The 22,108-nt window shown below is 71.0% G+C and carries 19 protein-coding genes; 12 read left to right on the forward strand and 7 right to left on the reverse strand.

The annotated features are described in order from the left end of the window. Positions 1-9 precede the first annotated feature (9 nt). The 4 genes from frc to ACWCQ1_RS10935 all read left to right on the forward strand — a co-directional run bounded on the left by frc (position 10) and on the right by ACWCQ1_RS10935 (position 6,294). The gene (gene frc, locus ACWCQ1_RS10920) at positions 10-1,242 is read left to right on the forward strand and encodes a formyl-CoA transferase (protein WP_133041932.1); all 1,233 of its coding nucleotides are present in this window, start codon (positions 10-12) and stop codon (positions 1,240-1,242) included. A 4-nt stretch (positions 1,243-1,246) separates the two neighbouring features. Beyond that, complete coding sequence (locus tag ACWCQ1_RS10925) at positions 1,247-3,391, forward strand: acetate--CoA ligase family protein (protein ID WP_451026403.1); 2,145 nt, start codon at positions 1,247-1,249, stop codon at positions 3,389-3,391. Positions 3,392-3,511: 120 nt separating this feature from the next. After that, positions 3,512-4,900 (forward strand): OFA family MFS transporter, encoded by a 1,389-nt coding sequence (locus ACWCQ1_RS10930; RefSeq protein ID WP_451026290.1) that lies wholly within the window; start codon positions 3,512-3,514, stop codon positions 4,898-4,900. A 2-nt stretch (positions 4,901-4,902) separates the two neighbouring features. Then, on the forward strand, positions 4,903-6,294 hold the full coding sequence (locus tag ACWCQ1_RS10935; RefSeq protein ID WP_451026291.1) for an OFA family MFS transporter: 1,392 nt from the start codon (positions 4,903-4,905) through the stop codon (positions 6,292-6,294). A gap of 139 nt (positions 6,295-6,433) precedes the next feature. On the opposite strand, the gene ACWCQ1_RS10940 is transcribed toward ACWCQ1_RS10935, so the two are convergent. From ACWCQ1_RS10940 to ACWCQ1_RS10955, 4 genes are all read right to left on the reverse strand, one after another. Further along, on the reverse strand, positions 6,434-7,111 hold the full coding sequence (locus tag ACWCQ1_RS10940) for a GntR family transcriptional regulator (RefSeq protein WP_451026292.1): 678 nt from the start codon (positions 7,109-7,111) through the stop codon (positions 6,434-6,436). Between the two features lie 155 nt (positions 7,112-7,266). Continuing rightward, positions 7,267-8,205, reverse strand: a complete 939-nt coding sequence (locus tag ACWCQ1_RS10945; protein ID WP_358596182.1) for a beta-ketoacyl-ACP synthase III — start codon at positions 8,203-8,205, stop codon at positions 7,267-7,269. A gap of 152 nt (positions 8,206-8,357) precedes the next feature. Beyond that, positions 8,358-8,495 carry an MFS transporter small subunit gene (locus tag ACWCQ1_RS10950; RefSeq protein WP_208781035.1) on the reverse strand — a complete coding sequence of 46 codons (138 nt, stop codon included), beginning with the start codon at positions 8,493-8,495 and terminating at the stop codon, positions 8,358-8,360. Further along, on the reverse strand, positions 8,461-9,795 hold the full coding sequence (locus ACWCQ1_RS10955) for an OFA family MFS transporter (RefSeq protein ID WP_133041913.1): 1,335 nt from the start codon (positions 9,793-9,795) through the stop codon (positions 8,461-8,463). The genes ACWCQ1_RS10950 and ACWCQ1_RS10955 overlap by 35 nt, the downstream gene beginning before the upstream one ends. 266 nt (positions 9,796-10,061) lie before the next feature. On the opposite strand from ACWCQ1_RS10955, the gene ACWCQ1_RS10960 reads away from it, so the two are divergent. The 5 genes from ACWCQ1_RS10960 to fdhD are packed head-to-tail and all read left to right on the forward strand — an operon-like array spanning position 10,062 to position 16,484. After that, the gene (locus tag ACWCQ1_RS10960) at positions 10,062-11,033 is read left to right on the forward strand and encodes a 2-dehydropantoate 2-reductase (RefSeq protein ID WP_451026293.1); all 972 of its coding nucleotides are present in this window, start codon (positions 10,062-10,064) and stop codon (positions 11,031-11,033) included. Further along, the gene (locus ACWCQ1_RS10965) at positions 11,030-12,949 is read left to right on the forward strand and encodes a molybdopterin oxidoreductase family protein (protein WP_358596195.1); all 1,920 of its coding nucleotides are present in this window, start codon (positions 11,030-11,032) and stop codon (positions 12,947-12,949) included. Before ACWCQ1_RS10960 ends, ACWCQ1_RS10965 begins: the two co-directional genes overlap by 4 nt. Positions 12,950-12,953: 4 nt before the next feature. Beyond that, entirely contained in the window at positions 12,954-14,771 is a 1,818-nt protein-coding gene (locus tag ACWCQ1_RS10970) for an NADH-ubiquinone oxidoreductase-F iron-sulfur binding region domain-containing protein (protein ID WP_451026294.1), read from the forward strand. After that, positions 14,768-15,628 (forward strand): 2Fe-2S iron-sulfur cluster-binding protein, encoded by an 861-nt coding sequence (locus ACWCQ1_RS10975; protein ID WP_358596201.1) that lies wholly within the window; start codon positions 14,768-14,770, stop codon positions 15,626-15,628. Before ACWCQ1_RS10970 ends, ACWCQ1_RS10975 begins: the two co-directional genes overlap by 4 nt. 7 nt (positions 15,629-15,635) lie before the next feature. Further along, positions 15,636-16,484, forward strand: coding sequence for a formate dehydrogenase accessory sulfurtransferase FdhD (gene fdhD, locus ACWCQ1_RS10980; protein WP_451026295.1), 849 nt, complete (start codon positions 15,636-15,638; stop codon positions 16,482-16,484). Positions 16,485-16,568: 84 nt separating this feature from the next. Here fdhD and ACWCQ1_RS10985 read toward each other — a convergent pair whose 3' ends face one another. Together ACWCQ1_RS10985 and ACWCQ1_RS10990 are read right to left on the reverse strand one after the other, a co-directional pair. Continuing rightward, positions 16,569-17,096 carry an isochorismatase family protein gene (locus ACWCQ1_RS10985; protein WP_358596206.1) on the reverse strand — a complete coding sequence of 176 codons (528 nt, stop codon included), beginning with the start codon at positions 17,094-17,096 and terminating at the stop codon, positions 16,569-16,571. A gap of 19 nt (positions 17,097-17,115) precedes the next feature. Continuing rightward, complete coding sequence (locus tag ACWCQ1_RS10990) at positions 17,116-17,556, reverse strand: MarR family winged helix-turn-helix transcriptional regulator (RefSeq protein WP_358596209.1); 441 nt, start codon at positions 17,554-17,556, stop codon at positions 17,116-17,118. Between the two features lie 92 nt (positions 17,557-17,648). Here ACWCQ1_RS10990 and ACWCQ1_RS10995 point away from each other — a divergent pair, with 92 nt between their 5' ends. Beyond that, the gene (locus tag ACWCQ1_RS10995) at positions 17,649-18,566 is read left to right on the forward strand and encodes a zinc-binding dehydrogenase (RefSeq protein WP_133041905.1); all 918 of its coding nucleotides are present in this window, start codon (positions 17,649-17,651) and stop codon (positions 18,564-18,566) included. A gap of 49 nt (positions 18,567-18,615) precedes the next feature. Next, the gene (locus tag ACWCQ1_RS11000) at positions 18,616-19,833 is read left to right on the forward strand and encodes a DUF4185 domain-containing protein (RefSeq protein ID WP_451026296.1); all 1,218 of its coding nucleotides are present in this window, start codon (positions 18,616-18,618) and stop codon (positions 19,831-19,833) included. On the opposite strand, the gene ACWCQ1_RS11005 is transcribed toward ACWCQ1_RS11000, so the two are convergent. Then, on the reverse strand, positions 19,769-20,830 hold the full coding sequence (locus tag ACWCQ1_RS11005; protein ID WP_451026297.1) for a bile acid:sodium symporter family protein: 1,062 nt from the start codon (positions 20,828-20,830) through the stop codon (positions 19,769-19,771). The two genes, ACWCQ1_RS11000 and ACWCQ1_RS11005, sit on opposite strands and share 65 nt — an antisense overlap. 154 nt (positions 20,831-20,984) lie before the next feature. Here ACWCQ1_RS11005 and ACWCQ1_RS11010 point away from each other — a divergent pair, with 154 nt between their 5' ends. Continuing rightward, positions 20,985-21,857: a LysR substrate-binding domain-containing protein gene (locus ACWCQ1_RS11010; protein WP_451026298.1), complete on the forward strand. Its 873-nt coding sequence runs from the start codon at positions 20,985-20,987 to the stop codon at positions 21,855-21,857. The last annotated feature ends 251 nt before the right edge of the window (positions 21,858-22,108 follow it).

A 22,108-nucleotide genomic window follows, 5' to 3' on the forward strand; every position in this document is an offset into this window, starting at 1 on the left:
TGAACGCCCGTGACCACCAAGGCACTTGAGGGCATCCGCGTCCTCGACATGACCCATGTCCAGTCCGGGCCCTCCGCGACCCAGCTGCTGGCCTGGCTCGGCGCCGACGTCGTGAAGCTGGAGGCGCCGAGCGGTGACATCACCCGCAAGCAGCTGCGCGATCTGCCGGACGTCGACTCCCTCTACTTCACGATGCTCAACTGCAACAAGCGGAGCATCACCCTCAACACCAAGACCGAGCGCGGCAAGCAGATCCTCACCGAGCTGATCCGGCGCTCGGACGTCATGGTCGAGAACTTCGGACCGGGCGCGGTCGACCGCATGGGCTTCACCTGGGACCGCATCCAGGAGATCAATCCGCGGATCGTCTATGCCTCCATCAAGGGGTTCGGGGACGGCCCGTACACCAACTTCAAGGCGTACGAGGTCGTCGCGCAGGCCATGGGCGGGTCGATGTCGACCACCGGTTTCGAGGACGGGCCGCCGCTGGCGACGGGGGCCCAGATCGGGGACTCGGGCACGGGTGTCCACGCCGTGGCGGGGATACTCGCTGCGCTGTTCCAGCGCGAGCACACCGGGCGCGGTCAGCGGGTGAACGTGGCCATGCAGCACGCTGTGCTCAACCTCTGCCGGGTGAAGCTGCGCGATCAGCAGCGCCTGGCCCACGGCCCGCTCGCCGAATATCCCAACGACGACTTCGGCACCGAGGTTCCCCGCTCGGGAAACGCCTCCGGCGGCGGTCAGCCCGGCTGGGCGGTCAAGTGCGCGCCGGGCGGCCCGAACGACTACGTCTACGTCATCGTGCAGCCCGTCGGCTGGCAGCCCATCAGCGAACTCATCGGCCGGCCGGAGCTGGCGGACGATCCCGAGTGGTCGACCCCGGAGGCCCGTCTGCCCAAGCTAAACAAGATGTTCCAGCTGATCGAGGAGTGGTCCTCGACGCTGCCCAAGTGGGAGGTGCTGGAGCGGCTCAACGCCCACAACATCCCGTGCGGGCCGATCCTGTCCACTAAGGAGATCATCGAGGACGACTCGCTGGTCGCCAACGAGATGGTGGTCACCGTCCCGCACCCCGAGCGCGGCGAGTTCACCACCGTGGGCAGCCCGTTGAAGCTGTCCGACTCCCCCGTCGAGGTGACCAGTTCACCGTTGCTCGGCGAGCACAACGAAGAGGTCTACGTCGGCGAGCTCGGCCTCGGCGACGAGGAACTGCGCCTGCTCAAGTCGAACGGAGTGATCTGACGTGATGGCGGAAGACCGGGAGCTGCGGGTTTGCTCGCTCCTCGACACCGTGCGCGCCGAGGGGCGGACCGCGCTGACCGCGCCCGAGGGCAAGGTGCTCGCCGACGCGTACGGGATCGCCGTACCGGGCGAGGAGCTGGCCACCGACGTGGACGAGGCGGTCGCGTACGCGGCGCGTTTCGGCGGGCCCGTGGTGATGAAGATCGTCTCGCCGGACATCCTCCACAAGACCGACGCCGGCGGTGTGGTCGTCGGCGTCGAGGGCGCCGCGGACGTACGGGCGGCGTTCCACGAGATCGTCGACAACGCGCGCGCGTACGACGCGAACGCGCGGATCGAGGGTGTGCAGGTCCAGGAGCTGCTGCCCGAGGGGCAGGAGGTCATCGTCGGCGCGGTGACGGATCCGACCTTCGGGAAGGTCGTCGCCTTCGGGCTCGGCGGCGTTCTCGTCGAGGTCCTGGGAGACGTCACGTTCAGGCTGGCGCCGGTGAGTGCCGACGAGGCGCTGTCCATGCTGGACTCGATCCGGTCCGCGGAGATCCTGCGCGGGGTCCGCGGCCGGGTGGGCGTGGACCGGTGGGCGGTCGCGGAGCAGATCCGACGGGTGTCCCAACTGGTCGCGGACTTCCCGGAGATCGCGGAGGTCGACCTCAACCCGGTGATCGCGACTCCGGAGGGCGCGGTCGCCGCCGACATCCGGGTGATCCTCGCCGAGAAGCAGCCGCCACCGCGCAGGAGGTACACGCGCGAGGAGATCCTCACCTCCATGCGCCGGCTGATGCAGCCGTCGTCGGTCGCCGTGATCGGCGCCTCCAACGAGCAGGGCAAGATCGGCAATTCGGTCATGCGCAACCTCGTCGACGGCGGCTTCGCCGGGGAGATCCATCCGGTGAACCCCAAGGCCGATGACATTCTGGGCCGCAAGGCGTACAAGAGTGTCACCGACGTTCCCGGTGAGGTGGATGTGGCGGTCTTCGCGATCCCCGCCAAGTTCGTGGCCTCGGCCCTGGAGGAGGTGGGACGCAAGAAGATCCCCAACGCCGTGCTGATCCCCTCCGGCTTCGCGGAGACCGGCGAGCACGAGCTCCAGGCGGAGATCGTGTCGATCGCCGAGCGGCACGGCGTCCGCCTCCTCGGCCCCAACATCTACGGCTACTACTCGACCTGGCAGGACCTGTGCGCCACGTTCTGCACGCCGTACGACGTCAAGGGCGGGGTGGCGCTGACCTCCCAGTCCGGGGGCATCGGCATGGCCATCCTGGGCTTCGCCCGCACCACCAAGACGGGCGTGTCGGCGATCGTAGGCCTCGGCAACAAGTCCGACCTGGACGAGGACGACCTGCTGACCTGGTTCGGCGAGGACCCGCACACCGAGTGCATCGCGATGCACCTGGAGGACCTCAAGGACGGCCGCGCCTTCGTGGAGGCCGCGCGGGCGACCGTACCGAGGAAGCCGGTCGTGGTCCTGAAGGCGGGCCGTACGGCGGCTGGCGCGAAGGCGGCCGGGTCGCACACCGGGGCCCTCGCGGGCGACGACGCCGTGTACGACGACATCCTGCGGCAGGCCGGCGTGATCCGGGCGCCCGGGCTGAACGACATGCTCGAGTACGCGCGCGCGTTGCCGGTGCTTCCCACTCCCCGGGGCGACAACGTCGTGATCATCACCGGGGCCGGCGGCAGCGGTGTGCTGCTGTCCGACGCGGTGACCGACAACGGCCTGTCCCTGATGGAGATCCCGCCGGACCTGGACGAGGCCTTCCGGAGGTTCATCCCGCCGTTCGGCGCCGCGGGCAACCCGGTCGACATCACGGGCGGGGAACCGCCGTCGACGTACGAGGCGACGATCCGGCTGGGCCTGGAGGATCCGCGCGTCCACGCGCTCGTCCTCGGCTACTGGCACACGATCGTCACTCCCCCGATGGTCTTCGCGAAGCTCACCGCGCGCGTGGTGGCCGAGTTCCGCGAGCGCGGGATCGTCAAGCCGGTGGTGGCCTCCCTCGCGGGTGACGTCGAGGTCGAGGAGGCCTGCCAGTACCTCTACGAGCGCGGGGTCGTGGCGTATCCGTACACGACCGAGAAGCCGGTGGCCGTGCTCGGGGCGAAGTACCGCTGGGCGCGGGCCGCGGGTTTGCTGGGGGGCGGTTCATGAGGTGACCCACGCGCGGGGCCGGCCGACAGTGCGGTCGGCCGGCCCCGGGACCCGTGCGCACACGAAAGGCATTGGACAGGGGGCGCTGGCCAGAACTTTCGACGCAAGGGGCACTCAACGATGACAACGACCGACTGTACGGCGTCCGTCCCCTACAGGGAGGTGACGGACCGCAACGGCCGCGTCTACCGGATCGGCGAGACGGATGTCGATCTGATGGGGCGGACCCGCAGGTGGATGGTCGTCCTGCCCTGGGTGGGCATGATGGGCATCAGCTCCGCCGAGTACGCGTTCACCTCGGCGGAGGACACGCTCCACGAGGCGCATCTGTGGAGCAGCGGACACATCTTCTGGCTGATGGGCGTCTGGGTGTTCTTCCAGGCGGCCGTGGCCTTCCCCGCCGGACGACTGCGCGAGAGCGGCCGGCTGCCCGCGCGTACGGCGATGATGATCGGCGCCGTCGGCACCATGCTCGGCTATCTGTCGCTGGCGTACGCGCCGAACGTGGCCGTCGCCTACTTCGGTTTCGGGATGTGCAGCGGCATCGGCGCCGGCCTGGTCTACGCGACCTGCGTGAACATGGTCGGCAAGTGGTATCCGGAGCGCAAGGGCGGCAAGACGGGCTTCGTCAACGGCGGTTTCGCCTACGGGTCCGTGCCCTTCGTCTTCCTGTTCACCTCCTACATGGACCTCGGCAACTACCGGACGGTGCTCGCCTGTGCGGGCATCGGACTGTGCCTGCTGGTGGCGTCGGCCGGCTGGTTCTTCGAGGACCCGCCGAAGAACTGGTGGCCGCCGCACGTGGACCCGCTGAGGCAGACCGACGACCCGAAGATCCGCCGGGCGCTGGAGAAGAACCCGCCGGCGGTCAAGCAGTACACCCCTAAGGAGGCCGCCCGTACGCCCGTCCTGTGGATGATGTGGTTCTGTCTGCTGTGCACGGCCGGCATCAATATCTTCGGCATCGCCTTCCAGGTGCCCTTCGGCAAGGACATGGGCTTCGCGGGCGGGATCGTGGCCACGGCGATGTCCCTGAAGGCCATCGTCAACGGCACCGGGCGCGGGGTCATCGGCTGGATCTCCGACCGCTGCGGCCGGCGCAACACGCTGGTCATCGTGTGCGTCGTGCTGGGCACCGCGCAGTTCGGCGTGCTGGTGTCCGGCCAGATGGGCAGCATGCCGTTCTTCCTGTTCTGCTCCATGGTCTCCGGCTTCGGCGGCGGGGCGATCTTCCCGCTGTTCGCGGCCATGACGGCCGACTACTTCGGCGAGAACAACAACGCCACCAACTACGGAATGGTCTACAGCTCGAAGCTGGTCTCCGGACTCGTGGGCTCCGGTCTGGGCGCCGTCGTCGTCGGTGAGTGGGACTACCACGGCGCGTTCGTCCTGGCCGGCTCCATCGGCCTGGCCTCCGCGGTACTGGCGCTCTTCCTCAAGGCCCCGGGCCGGCCCAGTGCCCGGCGCATCGTCCCCAACCCGCACCCGCTCGGCGAGGAGATGGCATAAGCATGACAGCAGATCCGCTCTCGGCCGACACGGCAGCCGCACACCGTCCCTACCGTGAGGTGACCGACGCCAACGGCCGTGTGTACCGCGTCGGCGAGACCGACCGGGACATCCTCGGCCACTCCCGCAAGCTCATGGTGTACCTCCCGTGGATCGCCATGATGGCCATCAGCGTCTCCGAATACGCGTACGGCTCCGCGGAGGACACTCTGTCCCACGCGCACGGCTGGACGCAGTCCAACACCTTCTGGATCCTCAGCGTCTGGGTGTTCTTCCAGGCGGGCATCGCCTTCCCCGCGGGCTGGATGCGCGAGAAGGGCATCCTGACGGCGCGCGGGGCCATGTCCATCGGTTCCGGCATGTGCCTGGTCGGCTTCCTCGCCCTGTCGCACCTGAGCAACGTGTGGCTGGCCATCCTCGGCTTCGGCGTGGTGGGCGGCCTGGGCTCCGGCCTGGTCTACGCGACCTGCATCAACATGGTCGGCAAGTGGTTCCCCGAGCGCCGGGGTGCCCGGACCGGCTTCGTCAACGGCGGCTTCGCCTACGGGTCGCTACCGTTCATCTTCATCTTCAACTACGCCTTCGACACCGGGAACTACCACCGTGTGCTGGACCTGATCGGCTGCTACGTCATGATCGTGGTCGCCGGATGCGCGATGTTCTTCAAGGACCCGCCGAAGAACTGGTGGCCCGCGGACATCGACCCGCTGACGTTCGCCGGAAACCGCAAGAACGCCGCGAGTCTGGCCAAGAACCCTCCGGCGGTACGGCAGTTCACGCCGAAGGAGGCCATCAGGACGGGCATGCTGCCGCTGATGTGGGTGGCCATCGTGATGACCGCCGGTGTGTCGATCTTCGGGATCTCCTTCCAGGTCGACTACGCCAAGCAGGTCGGCTTCGGCCCGCTCGTCGCGGCGTCCTCCATGGGTGTCATGGCGGTCATCAACGGCGTCGGCCGCGGTGTCGTGGGCTGGCTGTCCGACAAGTGGGGCCGCAAGTCGACCCTGGTGTTCGTCATCGTCGTGCTGGGCCTCGCCCAGTTCGGCGTGATCCTGGCCGGGGAGATGAAGAGCGAGTGGCTGTTCCTGTTCTTCGCCTTCCTCTCCGGCTTCGGCGGCGGCGCCTTCTACCCGATGTTCGCGGCGCTGACCCCGGACTACTTCGGGGAGAACTACAACGCCACCAACTACGGCCTGGTCTACAGCGGCAAGCTGATCAGCGGCCTCTTCGGCGGCGGCCTCGGCTCCTTGGTGGTAGCGGCCTGGGGCTACGACGGGGCGTACGCGCTGGCCGGCGGCGTCTCCATGGTCGCGGCGGCGATCGCCCTGCTGCTGCGGCAGCCGGGGCGCAGCGGCTCGGACGTGCTCACGGCCGAGCCGCAGCCGGCGAGTTGACGGCACGCGCGCGTCAGGAGGCCCTCCCCGGGATGCGGGGAGGGCCTCCTCATGCCGGGCGTACGGTTCAGCACTTCTCGCGCAGGGAGTGCAGGTACGCGCTGGAGCGGCGGGCGAAGGTGAAGGATTCGTCGCGGGGTCAGGACTCCTCCCGCTCGTGGTACGACCGCCGGGTGTGTTCGGTGTGGTCGCGCATCAGCCGGGTGGCCCGCTGCTCGTCCCGGTCCGCGATCGCGGCGATCAGCTCGCGGTGCTCGATCCAGGACTGCCGGCCGCGCTGGCGGGCGATCGGCGTGTAGTACCAGCGCACCCGGCGGTCCACCTGGGCCGCCAGTTCGGCGAGGACCGCGTTGCCGGCGAGATCCATGATCTTGGCGTGGAAGCGGGCGTTCATCGCCACCGCGCCGTCCACGTCGTCGGCGGCGACCGCCTTCTCCCCCTCGGCGCACAGCTCCTGAAGGACCGCGATGCCGGCGCTGCTCGCGTTGGCGGCGGCCAGCCGGGCGGCCTCGGCCTCCAGCAGCGTACGGACGGTGAGGAGCTGGTCGGCCTCCTCCTCCGTCGGCTCGTGCACGAACGCGCCCTGGGCGGGCCGCAGATCGACCCAGCCGTCGGTGTTCAGCCGCTGCAGCGCCTCCCGCACCGGCTGCCGGGACACTCCGAGGTGACCGGCGAGCTCGCTCTCGACCAGGTGCTGGCCGGGCTGGAGGGCGCGGGTGGTGATGAGTTCGAGCAGTGCCTCGTAGACGCGGTCGCGCAGCGGGCCGGGCCGTTCGAGCTTGGGCACCGCGCCCTGCGGCAGTCCTGTCGACAACATCGGTCGGTCCCCTCCTGGGCAGCGCGGGGCAACTGCAAGCCGGAAAGCCAGTATCGATTGTCTTTCGTCTACAGTCTACGGCGCACAACCGCCAGGGGGACGGCGAGTTGGCCTCGTCACACGCCACATCGGCACACGGCAACTCGGGCCCCCGCTCACGGGCAGCGGACGACCTGCCCGGCGTACGACAGGTTGCCGCCGAAGCCGAAGAGCAGAACCGGGTCGCCGGTGGCGAGGGCGCCCTGTTCGACCAGCTTGGAGAGGGCGAGGGGGATGCTCGCCGCGGACGTGTTCCCGGACTCGGTGACATCACGCGCGACGACGGCGTTCACGGCGCCGATCTTCTCCGCGAGGGGCTCGATGATGCGCAGGTTGGCCTGGTGCAGGACGACCCCGGCGAGTTCCTCGGGCGCGAGCCCGGCGCGTTCGCAGGCCTTGCGGGCGATGGACGGCAGCTGGGTGGTGGCCCAGCGGTAGACGCTCTGCCCCTCCTGCGCGAACCGGGCCGGCGTCCCCTCGATCCGTACCGCGTGCCCCATCTCGGGCACGGAGCCCCACAGCACCGGCCCGATCAGCGCACGGTCGGCGGCCTCGACCACGGCGGCCCCCGCCCCGTCGCCGACGAGCACACAGGTGGTGCGGTCGCTCCAGTCGGTCACGTCGGACATCTTGTCGGCGCCGATGACCAGGGCGCGGGCCGAGGCACCCGCGCGCACCGCGTGGTCGGCGGTGGCCAGGGCGTGGGTGAACCCGGCGCAGACCACGTTGACGTCCATCGCGGCGGGCGAGGGGATGCCGAGCCGGGCGGCGACCCGGGCAGCCATGTTGGGCGAGCGGTCGACGGCCGTGGAGGTGGCGACCAGCACCAGGTCGATGTCGCCGGGCGCGAGGCCCGCCGCCGCGAGCGCCTTCGCGGCGGCGTGCGCGGCGAGTTCGTCGACCGGCTCGTCGGGCCCGGCGATGTGCCGGGTACGGATCCCCACCCGGGACCTGATCCACTCGTCGCTGGTGTCCACCATGCCCGCCAGGTCCTCGTTGGTGAGCACCTTGGCGGGCTGGTAATGGCCGACGGCGGCGATGCGCGAGCCGTTCATGGGCGGATCCCCCTCGTTGCTGCTTCGGGTAGCGGGATCCACCAGTCTGATCAGTGACTCACGAGTACGGCGGCAGCCGAGGCGACAGGAAACGGGCGCCCGGGTTGTGGGCTTCTGTCAGGCCCTCGGACGCCCTAACACCTGCCGAACGCTCACCCGGTGAACAGCTTCGTCGCCTTCTCCACGAGTTCGTAGACGCCGTAGACGAGCGGCGCGCCCACCCACAGCCAGGCGAAGGCGATCAGCGGGCGCCGGTCAGGCGGACTCTGGCTGCTGTCGTGCTCCGACATCTGCGGCCTTCCTCGGTGCGGGGATGTGGTGACGGGGGTCGACCGGCCGGACGAGCTCGTTGGCGACGAAGCCGACGACGAGCAGGCCGATCATGATGACGAAGGACACGGTGTAGAGGGACGAGCCGGTCTTGCCGGCGTCCTTCTGGTGGTCGGCGATCCAGTTGACGATCAGCGGTCCGAGCACACCGGCCGTGGACCAGGCGGTGAGCAGCCGGCCGTGGATCGCGCCGACCTGGTAGGCGCCGAAGAGGTCCTTCAGATAGGCGGGGACGGTCGCGAAGCCGCCGCCGTAGAAGGAGAGGATGACCAGCGCGCACAGCACGAACAGCGGCTTGGAGGAGTCGCCGAACAGGGCGATGAGCGCGTACATCACCGCGCCTACGCCCAGGTACACGCGGTAGATGTTCTTGCGGCCGATCAGGTCTGAGGTGGACGACCAGCCGATGCGGCCCGCCATGTTGGCGGCGGACAGCAGCGCGACGAAACCGGCGGCGGCGGACGCCGAGACGGCGGCCGAGCTGTTCGCGAAGAAGTCCGTGATCATCGGGGCGGCCTTCTCCAGGATGCCGATGCCCGCCGTCACGTTCATGCACAGCACGAGCCACAGGCACCAGAACTGCGGGGTGCGCACCGCGCTCGCCGCCGACACCTGCACCCCCTCGAAGGCGCTGGGCGCGTCCTGGACCGGCTTCTCGGTGCGCGGCACCCGCACCAGCAGCACACCGAGCGACATGAAGACGGCGTACGACAGCCCGAGCACCAGGAACGCCAGCGCGATCCCGGAGTTGTCGGTGCCGAAGGACGACAGCATCTGCGCCGTCCAGGGCGAGGCGATCAGCGCGCCGCCGCCGAAGCCCATGATGGCGATGCCGGTGGCCATGCCGGGCCGGTCCGGAAACCACTTGATCAGTGTCGACACGGGCGAGATGTAGCCGATGCCGAGGCCGACGCCGCCGACCACGCCGTAGCCGAGGACGATCAGCCAGAACTGCTTGGTCTCCGCGCCGAGCGCGGACAGCAGCAGGCCGGAGGAGAAGCAGACCAGCGCCACGGTCATCGCCCAGCGCGGCCCTTTGCGCTCGACGAGCGTGCCGCCGAACGCGGCCGACAGACCGAGCATCACGATGGCGAACTGGAACGGCAGCGCGCTCTCGGTGCCGTCGAGGTTCAGGGCGGATTCGAGCGGCGGCTTGAAGACGCTCCAGGCGTAGGCCTGGCCGATGGAGAGATGGACGGAGAGGGCGGCCGGGGGGACGAGCCAGCGGCTCCAGCCGGGCGGCGCTACAGGGGGGCTCATGATCCCGAACCCTAGGAATCCGTACGGGAGTTGGGAAGGTACGGGAGGGCAAAGCGTCGACCGTATGCGATGAGCGGTATGCACGGCGCGACGAACGGTCGGCGGCGCAGGACGAACGGTCACGGGCCGTCCCGGCGTCCGGTGTCCCAGGTGCTGCGCGAAGTCTTGTCCCCCCAACTTCCATACTGTAGACAATATTCGGTCGACAAGATTCGACAGTGCGGTCCTCTCCTCGGTATCCCTCGACCGAACGGAGCTGTCTCGTCATGAAAGTCGCAGTCCTCGGCGCCGGTGCGATCGGCGCCTACGTCGGTGCCGCGCTCCACCGCGCCGGTGCCGACGTGCGTCTGGTGGCCCGTGGACCGAACCTGGCGGCCATGCGGCGGCACGGAGTACGGGTGCTCAGTCCGCGCGGCGACTTCACCGCGCACGCCCACGCCACCGACGATCCGGCCGAGATCGGCCCGGTCGACCATGTCTTCCTCGGTCTGAAGGCCACCTCGTACGCGGCGTGCGGGCCGCTCATCGAGCCCCTTCTGCACGACACGACCACGGTGGTCGCCGCCCAGAACGGCATCCCCTGGTGGTACTTCCACCGGCACGGCGGCCCCTACGACGGCCACCGCGTCGAGAGCGTGGACCCGGGCGGCGCGGTCAGCGCGGTGCTCGCGCCCGAACGGGCCGTCGGCTGTGTCGTCTACGCGGCGACGGAGTTGGCGGGGCCGGGAGTCGTACGGCACCTCGAAGGCACCCGGTTCTCCGTCGGCGAGCCCGACCGCAGCGTCTCGAAACGCTGCCTCGACTTCAGCGAGGCCATGGTCGCCGGCGGTCTCAAGTGCCCGGTGGAGCCGGACCTGCGCAACGACATCTGGCTCAAGCTGCTGGGCAACATCTCGTTCAACCCGATCAGCGCGCTGGCCCGCGCCACCATGCGGCAGATGTGCCGGCACGGCGGCACCCGCAAGGTCATCGAGACCATGATGGCCGAGACGCTCGCGGTCGCCGAGGCCCTCGGCTGCGAGGTCGGTGTCTCCATCGAACGCCGGCTGGCCGGCGCCGAACGCGTCGGCGACCACCGCACCTCCACCCTCCAGGACCTGGAGCGCGGCAAGCCGCTCGAACTCGACGTGCTGCTCGCCGCCGTCGTCGAGCTGGCGGAGATCACCGGTGTGGAGGTGCCCACCCTGCGCACCGTGCACGCCATCTCGGACCTGCTCGCGCTGAGGAGCGCCGCATGAAAAAGCGTCAGCCGAAGACCTACACCCGCCTCACCCACCCCCTGGTGCGGGACTCCCGTGACGAGCCGTTCCGGCGGGCGAGCTGGGAGGAGGCCCTGGACCGGGCGGCCCGCGGCCTGGACCGCAACCGCGGGGCGTTCGGCATGTTCTCCTGCGCCCGTGCCACCAACGAGATGAACTACGTGGCGCAGAAGTTCGCCCGGGTCGTCATGGGCACCAACAACGTCGACTCCTGCAACCGGACCTGTCACGCCCCGAGCGTCGCCGGGCTCTCCGCCGCGTTCGGCTCCGGCGGCGGGACGTCCTCGTACGAGGAGATCGAGCACACGGACGTCATCGTGATGTGGGGCTCCAACGCCCGCTTCGCCCACCCGATCTTCTTCCAGCACGTGCTGAAGGGCATCAGGAACGGCGCGCGGATGTACGCGGTCGATCCGCGGCGCACCTCCACCGCCGAGTGGGCGGAGAGCTGGCTCGGGCTGAACGTCGGCACCGACATCCCGATGGCGCACGCGATCGGCCGGGAGATCATCCACGCGGGCCTGGCCAACGAGGCGTTCATCGAGCGGGCGACCACCGGTTTCGAGGAGTACCGGGCGCTCGTCGAGCCGTGGACGCTGTCGCTCGCCGAGAAGGTGACGGGCGTACCGGCGCGCGCGATACGGGAGTTGGCGCACGCCTACGCCCGTGCCGAGCGCGCCCAGCTGTGCTGGACCCTCGGTATCACCGAGCACCACAACGGCACCGACAACGTCCGCGCGCTCATCAACCTCTCCCTGCTGACCGGCCAAGTGGGCCGCTACGGCGCCGGCTTGCAGCCGCTGCGCGGTCAGAACAACGTGCAGGGCGGCGGCGACATGGGCGCGATCCCCAACCGGCTGCCCGGCTTTCAGGACATCCTCGACGCGGACACCCGGCTGAAGTTCGAGTCGGCGTGGGACACGGTCATCGAGCCCCACTACGGGCTGAACCTCACCGAGATGTTCGAGGCGATGGAGGAGGGCTCCCTGCGGGCCGTCTACTGCGTCGGGGAGAACCCGGCGCAGTCGGAGGCCGACAGCGAGCAGGCCGTACGGCGCCTGCGCCGGCTCGACTTCCTCCTCGTCCAGGACATCTTCCTGACGAGGACCGCCGAGCTCGCGGACGTCGTCCTGCCCGCCACGGCCGGCTGGGCGGAGACCGAGGGCACGACCACCAACAGCGAGCGGCGGGTCCAGCGGGTCCGGCGAGCGGTCACCCCGCCCGGTGAGGCCCGCGAGGACGTCGACATCATCTGCGGGCTGGCCGCCCGTCTGGGCCACGACTGGAAGTACGCCGACTCGGAGGCCGTCTGGAACGAGCTGCGCTCCGTCTCGCCGGACCACTACGGGATGACGTACGAGCGTCTGGAGGAGCACCAGGGCATCCAGTGGCCGTGCCCGAGCACCGAGGAACTCGAACCGACCTTTCTGCACGGCCGGTTGTGGGAGAAGGACCCGGCCAGGCGCGGAATGCCGGCGCCCTTCGGGATCGTGCGGCACGATCCGCCGGTCGACCTCACCGACGAGGAGTACCCGATCCGGCTCACCACCGGGCGCCGTCTCGACTCCTACAACACCGGGGTCCAGAGCGGGGGTTACGCCTCCCCGCTGCGGCGCGGCGAGTACGTCGAGCTGTCCCCGGAGGACGCCGAACACCACGGAGTCGTGGTCGGCGAGGAGGTACAGGTGTCCTCGCGGCGCGGATCGGTCGTGGCGCCGGTGTGGATCGACCCGGCACTGCGTCCCGGGCTCGCGTTCATGACCATGCACTTTCCCGACGAGGTGGACACCAACCAGCTGACGATCGAGGCCAACTGCCCGATCGCCGGGACGGCGGAGTTCAAGGCCTCGGCGATCCGGATCGAGAAGCTCCCCGTCGCGACCGTCGTGAGGTGACCTGATGGATCTGCACTTCGGCGACAGCAAGCCGACGGACGACGAACGGGCCGCCGTCGACGCCCTGTTGGGGCCTCCGGAGTCCTCCTGGGAGGGCGCCGACCGGTCCGACACCGACCTGCGGTGGTCCCGCGGCGGCCGCGAGGCCCGGGACCGCCGCGACTTGCTGCTGCCGGGGCTGCACGCCCTCAACGACCGCGTCGGCTGGATCAGCGAGGGCGGGCTGGACTACCTGTGCCGGCGGCTGACCGTGCCGCCGGCGGAGGCGTACGGGGTCGCCACCTTCTACGCGATGTTCTCGCTCCGGCCCCGCCCCGCGACCGTTCTCCACGTCTGCACGGACCTCGCGTGCACGGCGGCGGGCGCGGCCGGCCTCCGCGCCGGGGTCGAGGCACGGCTCGGTCCCGGTGTCTCGGTGCAGCGCGGCCCCTGCCTCGGCCTGTGCGAACGTGCCCCGGCCGCACTCGCCGTCAGGGCGGGCGATCCGGTGCGTACGGCGGTGTCGGCGCCGGCGACCGTGCGGGACGCCGTCCTTGCCGCGACCGCCCCCGACTCGGCGCCCGAGGAGCCGCCGGCGGCGATGGCGGTGCCGCAGGCCGGGGACCCGGGACTCATCCTGCTCGCCAGGGTGGGGACGGTCGATCCGTCCTCCCTCGACGACTACCGCGCCCACGGCGGCTACACCGCCCTGCGCCGCGCCTTCGAGCTCGGTCCCGCCGGAGTGATCCGCGAGGTGACCGACTCCGGCCTGGTCGGGCGTGGCGGCGCCGCCTTCCCCACCGGCCGCAAGTGGCAGGCCACGGCGTCGCAGCCCGACCACCCCCACTACCTGGTCTGCAACGCCGACGAATCCGAGCCGGGCACCTTCAAGGACCGCGTGCTGTTGGAGGGCGACCCGTACGGGCTGGTGGAGGCCATGACGATCGCCGCGTACGCGACCGGCGCGCACCAGGGGTACGTCTATCTGCGCGGCGAGTACCCGCGCGCCCTGCGCCGTCTGGAGCACGCGATCGCGCAGGCACGCGCGCGCGGCTTCCTCGGCGACGACGTCCTCGGCCAGGGCTACGCCTTCGACATCGAGATCCGGCGCGGTGCGGGCGCCTACATCTGCGGCGAGGAGACGGCCCTGTTCAACTCCATCGAGGGGTACCGGGGCGAACCGCGCTCCAAGCCTCCCTTCCCGGTTCAGAAGGGCCTGTTCGGAAAGCCGACCGTGGAGAACAACGTCGAGACGCTGGTGAACGTGCTGCCGGTCCTGACCATGGGCGCCCCGGCCTATGCGGCGATCGGCACCGGGAGGTCCACCGGGCCCAAGCTGTTCTGCGTCTCCGGCAGCGTGGACCGGCCCGGCGTCTACGAGCTGCCGTTCGGCGCGACGCTGGGCGAGGTGCTTCGGCTCGCCGGGGTGCGCCCGGACCTCAGGGCCGTCCTCCTCGGCGGGGCCGCCGGCGGTTTCGTACGGCCCGACGAACTGGACATCCCGCTCACCTTCGAAGGCACCCGGGAGGCAGGCACCACGCTCGGTTCGGGCGTCGTCATGGCCTTCGACGACACCGTTCCGCTGCCCCGGCTGCTGCTGCGGATCGCCGAGTTCTTCCGGGACGAGTCCTGCGGGCAGTGCGTGCCGTGCCGGGTCGGGACGGTACGGCAGGAGGAGGCGCTGCACCGGATCGCGGAGCGCACGGGGGCGGCCGCGGCCGACGACATTGCACTGCTCAGGGAGGTCGGGCGGGCCATGCGGGACGCCTCGATCTGCGGTCTGGGACAGACCGCGTGGAACGCCGTGGAATCCGCCATCGACCGTCTGGGGGCCTACGAATGACCGTGACACCGCTCGGGATTCCGCGCCGGCTGCTGGAGTTCACCCTGGACGGCCAGGAGGTCCGGGTCCCGGAGGGCTCGACCGTCCTCGACGCGTGCCGGGCGGCCGGGAAGGACGTACCGACCCTGTGCCAGGGCGACACCCTGCGGCCCAAGAACGCCTGCCGGGTCTGCGTGGTCGAGGTCGAGGGCTCCCGGACCCTGGTACCGGCCTGCTCACGCGGGGCCGAGCCCGGGATGGTCGTCCGCACGGACACCGAGCGCGCCCGGCACAGCCGCAAGATCGTCCTCGAGCTGCTGGCCTCCTCGGTCGACCTGTCGACGACTGAGCGGGTCGCCGGATGGATCGAGGAGTACGAGGCGAAGCCGGACCGGTTCGGCCCGGACGCGGCCCGGCTGGGCGAGGAACCGAGGGTCGACAACGAACTGTATGTGCGCGACTACGACAAGTGCATCCTCTGCTACAAGTGCGTCGACGCCTGCGGCGACCAGTGGCAGAACACCTTCGCGATCTCCGTCTCGGGGCGGGGCTTCGACGCCCGGATCGCCGTCGAGCAGGACGCCCCGCTGACCGAGTCCGCCTGTGTGTACTGCGGGAACTGCATCGAGGTGTGCCCGACCGGAGCACTGTCGTTCAAGTCGGAGTTCGACATGCGTGCTGCGGGTACGTGGGACGAGACCGAGCAGACGGAGACGACCACGGTGTGCGCGTACTGCGGAGTGGGCTGCAACCTCACGCTCCACGTGCAGGACAATGAGATCGTGAAGGTCACCTCGCCGCACGACAACCCGGTGACCCACGGCAACCTCTGCATCAAGGGCCGCTTCGGCTACCAGCACGTACAGAACCGGGACTGAGGCACACATGGGACGAGTCACGGAACGACGCAAGGTGATCCGCATCCGGGACGGGGCCGTCTCCTCGCGGCCCGACACCCTGGTCGCCGAGGAGCCGCTGGAGATCCGGCTGAACGGCAAACCGCTCGCGATCACCATGCGCACCCCGGGCGACGACTTCGCGCTGGCGGCGGGCTTCCTGGTCAGCGAGGGCGTGCTCGCCGAGCAGGCGGACCTGCAGAACATCGTGTACTGCGCGGGCGCCACGGTCGACGGCTCGAACACGTACAACGTGGTCGACGTGCGGACGGCGCCGGGCATGACGATCCCCGACATCACCCTCGAACGGAACGTCTACACGACCTCGTCCTGCGGTCTGTGCGGCAAGGCGAGCCTCGACGCGGTGCGTACGACGGCCCGCTGGCCGATAGCCGACACTCCCCCGGTCCGCCTCGATCCCGAACTGCTCGCGGGCCTCCCCGACCGGCTCCGCGCGGCCCAGCGGGTCTTCGACCGGACCGGGGGTCTGCACGCGGCGGCCCTGTTCACCGAGGACGGCGAGCTGCTGGACGTCCGGGAGGACGTGGGCCGGCACAACGCGGTCGACAAGCTGGTCGGCCGCGCCCTGCAGAGCGGGAACCTGCCCCTGTCCCGCACGGTCCTCCTCGTCTCCGGGCGGGCCTCCTTCGAGCTGGCGCAGAAGGCGGTCATGGCGGGGATCCCGGTGCTGGCCGCGGTCTCCGCACCGTCCTCGCTGGCCGTGGACCTGGCCGCCGAGACCGGCCTGACCCTGGTGGGCTTCCTGCGGGGCAGCTCCATGAACGTGTACGCGGGCGAACACCGGCTTACCCTGCGGACCGCGGCCGCCCAGGCCTGACCGGCTCCCCGCGACACGGCGGCGGGGCCCCGACCGGCGGGGAGCGCCCCCTGCGCCGCACGGGGCCCCGCCGACTCCCTCGGGTCAGCCGGCGACGAACCGCACCTCCGCCGCCCGTACCACCGTCCCCAGTCTCGGGAAGTCGAGGCGGGTGGACGCGTCGTGTTCGGCCGCCGTGAAGGCCGACATGGCGTCCTCGACGAAGACCAGGTCGTAGCCTAGGTCGCCGGCCGCGCGGGCGGTGGACTCGACGCCGAGGTTGGTGGCGATCCCGCCGAGGACCAGGGTGGTGACGCCCCGCTCGCGCAGTACGGCGTCCAGGTCCGTGCCCTGGAAGGCGCCGATGGTGCGCTTGACGATCTCGACGTCGCCGTCCCGGGCCAGGCCCGCCACCAGGCCGCTGCCGGGCGGCTGTTCGGCGACGCCGGGGCGCTCGACGCGGACGAGCACGACGGTCGCGCCCGCCGAGCGGAAGGCGGCCGCCAACTCCTCGGCGGTGGACAGGACTTCGGGGCCCTTGCGGGGCTCCAGGGGCAGCGCGACGATCCGGTCCATCAGATCGACCAGGACGAGGGCGCTGCGCGCGGGATCGAGGGCGAGGGGTGCGGTCATGACGGAACGTTATCCGCCGTCAGCCCTCCGTAGTACCGGAAATCCGGATCAACATCTTCATGAACCGGTCACGTTCGGCGGCCGAGAGCGGGGCGAGCAGTTCGTCGTTGGCCGCGCGCGCCGCCTTCTCGCAGCGCGCCAGCGACCGCGCGCCCTCCTCGGCGAGGGACACCGCGTTCTTGCGGCGGTCCGCGGGATCCGGTTCACGGACGACCAGGCCGGCGGCCTGGAGATCGTTGAGGACCCCGACCAGGTCCTTGGGATCGAGCTGGACGCTCCGTCCCAGGTCGGCCTGGGCGACCGGGGCGAGGTCCCGGACCGCGGAGAGCACCACGTGGTGCCACATCCTCAGACCCTCCGCCGCGAGCGCCTCGGCCACCAGGGCGCGCCCACGGGCGGCCGCACGGCCGAGCAGCCAGCTGGGCAGGGAGCGGATCGCGGCGAGCGGGGCTTCGGACATGGTCGCAGCCTAGCCAAAACTCGTTGGAGTTCCCAATGATTGCCCGATACCGTTGGGACTCCCAACGATTTCGTGCGATCCCTGGAGGTGTGATGCGGCGCGTCCGCTACGAGTCCACCGGTGGCCCCCTGTTCATGGAAGAGGCCCCCGTCCCGGTGCCCGGCCCCGGTGAGCTCCTCGTCCGCTGCGAGGCCGTCGGCGTCACCCTCCCCGTCGTCCGCAAGGTCACCGAGGCAGCCGAACCCGTTCCGCTCGGCGGCGAGATCGCCGGGGAGGTGGTGGCGGCCGGCGCGGGCGTCACCCGCTTCACCGCCGGAGACCGGGTGACCGGCCTGTGCTTCGGGCACGGCTACGCCGACTTCGCGCTGCTGCACGAGGCCATGGCCTCGCCCGTCCCGGACACCGCGTCGGTCGTCGACGCGGTCGCCCTGGTCCGCAGCGGCCTGGTCGCCCTCGGCGCCCTGGAGGCGGCCCGCCCCGAGCCGGGCGAGGCGGCCCTGATCACGGCGGCGGCCAGCGGCGTCGGACACCTGGCCGTCCAACTGGCGCGGCGGCGGGGCGCCACGCGAGTGGTGGGCGCGGTGTCGGATTCGGGAAAGGCCGGTTTCGTACGGTTCCTCGGCGCCGACGAGGTGATCGTCTATGAAGCCGACGGCTGGGGCGAACCCGTCGACTACGTCCTGGACGGGGTGGGCGGCGAGCTGCTGACCCCGGGGATCGCGGCGCTGGCCCCGGGCGGGCGGCTGGTGGCGTACAGCTCGGGCGGCGGGACCGTGCGGGCGTACGACCTGCTCGTGGGCGCCAAGTCCGTGATCGGCTTCCAGATGGCCCGGATCGCCCGCGGGAAGCCGGAGTTGTACGAGCGGTGGCGGCGGGAGCTGTGGCGGCTGCACGCGGAGCGCGCGGTGCGGCCCGTCGTGCACGGGGAGTTCGCTCTGGAGGACGCGGCGAAGGCGCACGCGGTGGTCGAGTCGCGGGGCAACCTGGGCAAGGTGGTGCTGCGGCCCTGACGCCGAGTGCCCATGGACCGTGCCGTCGGCAGCCGCTAACGTCCCCTGGGTGCCCGACGACCGACGAGCACGACAGCGGACGGGAACCGGCCTCGGCCTGCTGCTGGCCCTGGTTCTCGGGGCCGTGCTGCTCACCGCCCTGCCCGACAACGGCCGGGAGGGCGGCGGGTGCGCGCCGCACACGGTCGCCTCGTGGTCGAGGGACGACCGGCTCACCGGTGAGTTCGCCCGCTACGGCGACGACGCCACCCGCACCGACGACTGGACCGGCGGCGACGGCACCCACTCGGTGCGGCTGCCCGACGGACGGGTGTTGTGGCTGTTCTCGGACACCTACCTGGGCCAGGTGCACGGCCCGCCCAACCCGGTCGGCGAGTCCTCCGCCTGGCGGGACACCGGCGCGCCCCTGGTGCGCAACTCGGCCGTGGTGATGGACGCCGGGGGCCGCCTGCGCGGCACACTGCCCGCCCCGCTCTTCCCGAACCCCGCCCAGGACCAGTGGCGTTGGCCGGTCGCGGCCCGTGTGGAGCCGCGCTCCCCCGGCTCGCCCGAGAAGGTCGTGCGGGTGCTGCTGTGGGTGCGGACGGCCGGGCAGCCACCGTGGATCTACGGCGTGCCGACCGCCACCGAGGTCGCCACGCTGTCGCTGCCCGGACTGCGGGTCGAGTCGGTGGCGAAGGTGCTCGACCAGAGCCTGGTCCCCGATCCCTCCCACCGGATCCTGTTCGGCACGACCCTCGTCGAGCAGGGCGAGTGGACGTACGTGTTCGGCGGCGACGACGGCCGGGCCGTCTCCCGGCCGTCGTCCTCGGCGTACGTGGCCCGGGTGCCGAAGGGCCGGCTCGGGGTGGCCTCGGCCTGGCGGTACTGGGACGGGGCCGGCTGGGGCACGGTGCCGAAACCGCTGGCGGGTGCCCAGGTGGGCAGCGCGTTCTCGGTCGTGCGCACGGGCGGTACGTACGTCCTGTTCACGATGGCCGCGGGTGCCGCCGGGCTGACCGCCGTGACCTCCTACTGGGCCTGCTCCCCCACCGGCCCCTGGCACGGCCCGGCGAAGGACTTCAGCGCCTCCCTGCCGGCGTCCGGGGTGGCCGCGTACAACCCGCAGGTCCACCCGGCCGTGTCCGACAGTACCGGCGACGGACGGCTGGTGCTCAGCTACGACGTCAACTGGCTGGAGACGACGGGTGCTTCGGCGAGCATCAACGCGAACGTGTCCCTGTACCGACCGCGGTTCGTGACTGTCCGGCTGACCCGGACGCGGTGACCTCGCCCTCGGCCTCGGTTTCGGCGGCCTCGGGATCGTGCGAGCGGCGCTTGGCGATCACCGCGCACACCATCAGCTGCATCTGGTGGAAGAGCATCAGCGGCAGCACCGCCAGCGAGGCGTGCGCCCCGAACAGCACGCTGGCCATGGGCAGTCCGGAGGCGAGGGACTTCTTGGAGCCGGCGAACTGGATCGCGATGCGGTCCTCCCGGTCGAAGCGCAGCGCCCTGCCGCCGTACCAGGTGAGGATCAGCATCACGGCGAGCAGCACCGCCTCGACGACCAGCAGGCCGCCCAGCCGGACGGGGCTGACCTGGTGCCAGATGCCCTGGACCATGCCCTCGCTGAACGCGGTGTAGACCACGAGCAGGATCGAGCCGCGGTCGACCAGGCCGAGCACCTTCTTGTGCCGGGCGACGAAGCCGCCGATCCAGCGCCTCAGCAGCTGCCCGGCGACGAACGGCACCAGCAGCTGCAGCACGATCTGGACGAGCGAGTCGGCCGAGAACCCTCCGGCGCTGCTGCCCAGCAGGGCGGCGGCGAGCAGCGGGGTGACGACGATACCGACCAGGGAGGAGAAGGAGCCGGCGCAGATCGCGGCGGGCACGTTGCCGCGGGCGATGGAGGTGAAGGCGATCGAGGACTGGATGGTCGAGGGGACCAGGGTGAGGAAGAGCAGGCCCTGGTAGAGCGGGTGGGTCAGGAGGACCGGGACCAGACCGCGGGCGGCGAGACCGAGCAGCGGGAAGATCACGAACGTACAGGCGAGGACCGTGCCGTGCAGCCGCCAGTGCCTGAGCCCGTCCAGCGCCTCACGGGTGGACAGCCGGGCGCCGTAGAGGAAGAAGAGGAAGGCGATCGCGGCCGTGGAGGCGCCCGAGGCCACGTCGGCGCCCGTCCCGCGCGCCGGCACCAGGGCCGCGAGGCCCACCGTCCCGAGCAGCAGCAGGATGTACGGGTCGATCGGCATCCAAGTCGGCCATCGCAGGCGTTTCACGGTGCTCCACTTGCTTGTCGCTGTAGGCGGTTCCGGGCTCTGTCCGGGGCACGGAGTACCCCCGTTCATCGTCCTCCTCCCCCGGCCGATCGGGAATCCGTCATACCGCTCTGACTGTCATCGCCGATCACGATGACCGACTACCGTTGTCCCCATGTACGCCCCCTCCCACCTGCGTACCTTTCTGGCGGTCGCGCAGACCCTGAGTTTCACGCAGGCCGCGCGCCGGCTCGGACTGCGGCAGTCGACGGTGAGCCAGCACGTACGGCGGCTCGAGGACGCGGCCGGGCGGCAGCTGTTCTCGCGCGACACGCACTCCGTGGAGCTGACGGAGGACGGCGAGGCGATGCTGGGCTTCGCCCGGCGGATCCTGGAGGTCCACGAGCAGGCGACGGCCTTCTTCACCGGGACCCGGCTGCGCGGCCGGCTCCGCTTCGGCGCCTCGGAGGACTTCGTCCTCACCCGTCTCCCGGAGATCCTGGAGGGCTTCCGGCACGACCACCCCGAGGTGGATCTGGAGCTGACCGTCGAGCTCTCGGGCACTCTCCACGAACAGCTGGAGGCGGGCCGACTCGACCTGGTCCTCGCCAAGCGCCGCCCCGAGGACCCGCGCGGCGAGCTGGTCTGGCACGACGAGCTGGTCTGGATCGGCGCGGAACGGCTCCGCCTCGACCCGGACCGCCCGGTGCCGCTGATCGTCTTCCCGCCGCCGGGCATCACCCGGGCGGTCGCCTTCGAGTCCCTCGAGCGTCAGGGCCGGTCCTGGCGCATCGCCTGCACCAGCGGGAGTCTGAGCGCGCTGATCGCGGCGGCCCGCGCGGGCCTCGGCGTCATGGCCCACTCCCGGGGCCTCGTCCCCCCGGGCCTGGTCCGGCTCCCCGACCGCTTCGGCCTCCCGGAACTGGGCCGGGTGGACTTCGTCCTGGTGCACGGCCGCCGCCGCGGCCCGGCCCAGAGCGCGGCGGACGCCCTGGCGGCGACGATCCTGGCGGGCGGCGACCGCCTGCAGCGCCGCAGAGGCGCGTAGCGCTCCGCGGGAAGTGCCGCGCCGGGCCGTCGGTCGGCCGCGGCGCCCTCGTGGCTGGTCGCGCAGTTCCCCGCGCCCCTTGGGGCGTTACTGGACCGCGGCGGCTGCAGCGCCGGACAGGCGCGTAGCGCTCCGCGAGAAGTGCCGCGCCGGGACGTCGGTCGGCCGCGGCGCCCTCGTGGCTGGTCGCGCAGTTCCCCGCGCCCCTTGGGGCGTTACTGGACCGCGGCGGCTGCAGCGCCGGACAGGCG

The sequence above is a fragment of the Streptomyces sp. NPDC002144 genome, assembly GCF_053593695.1.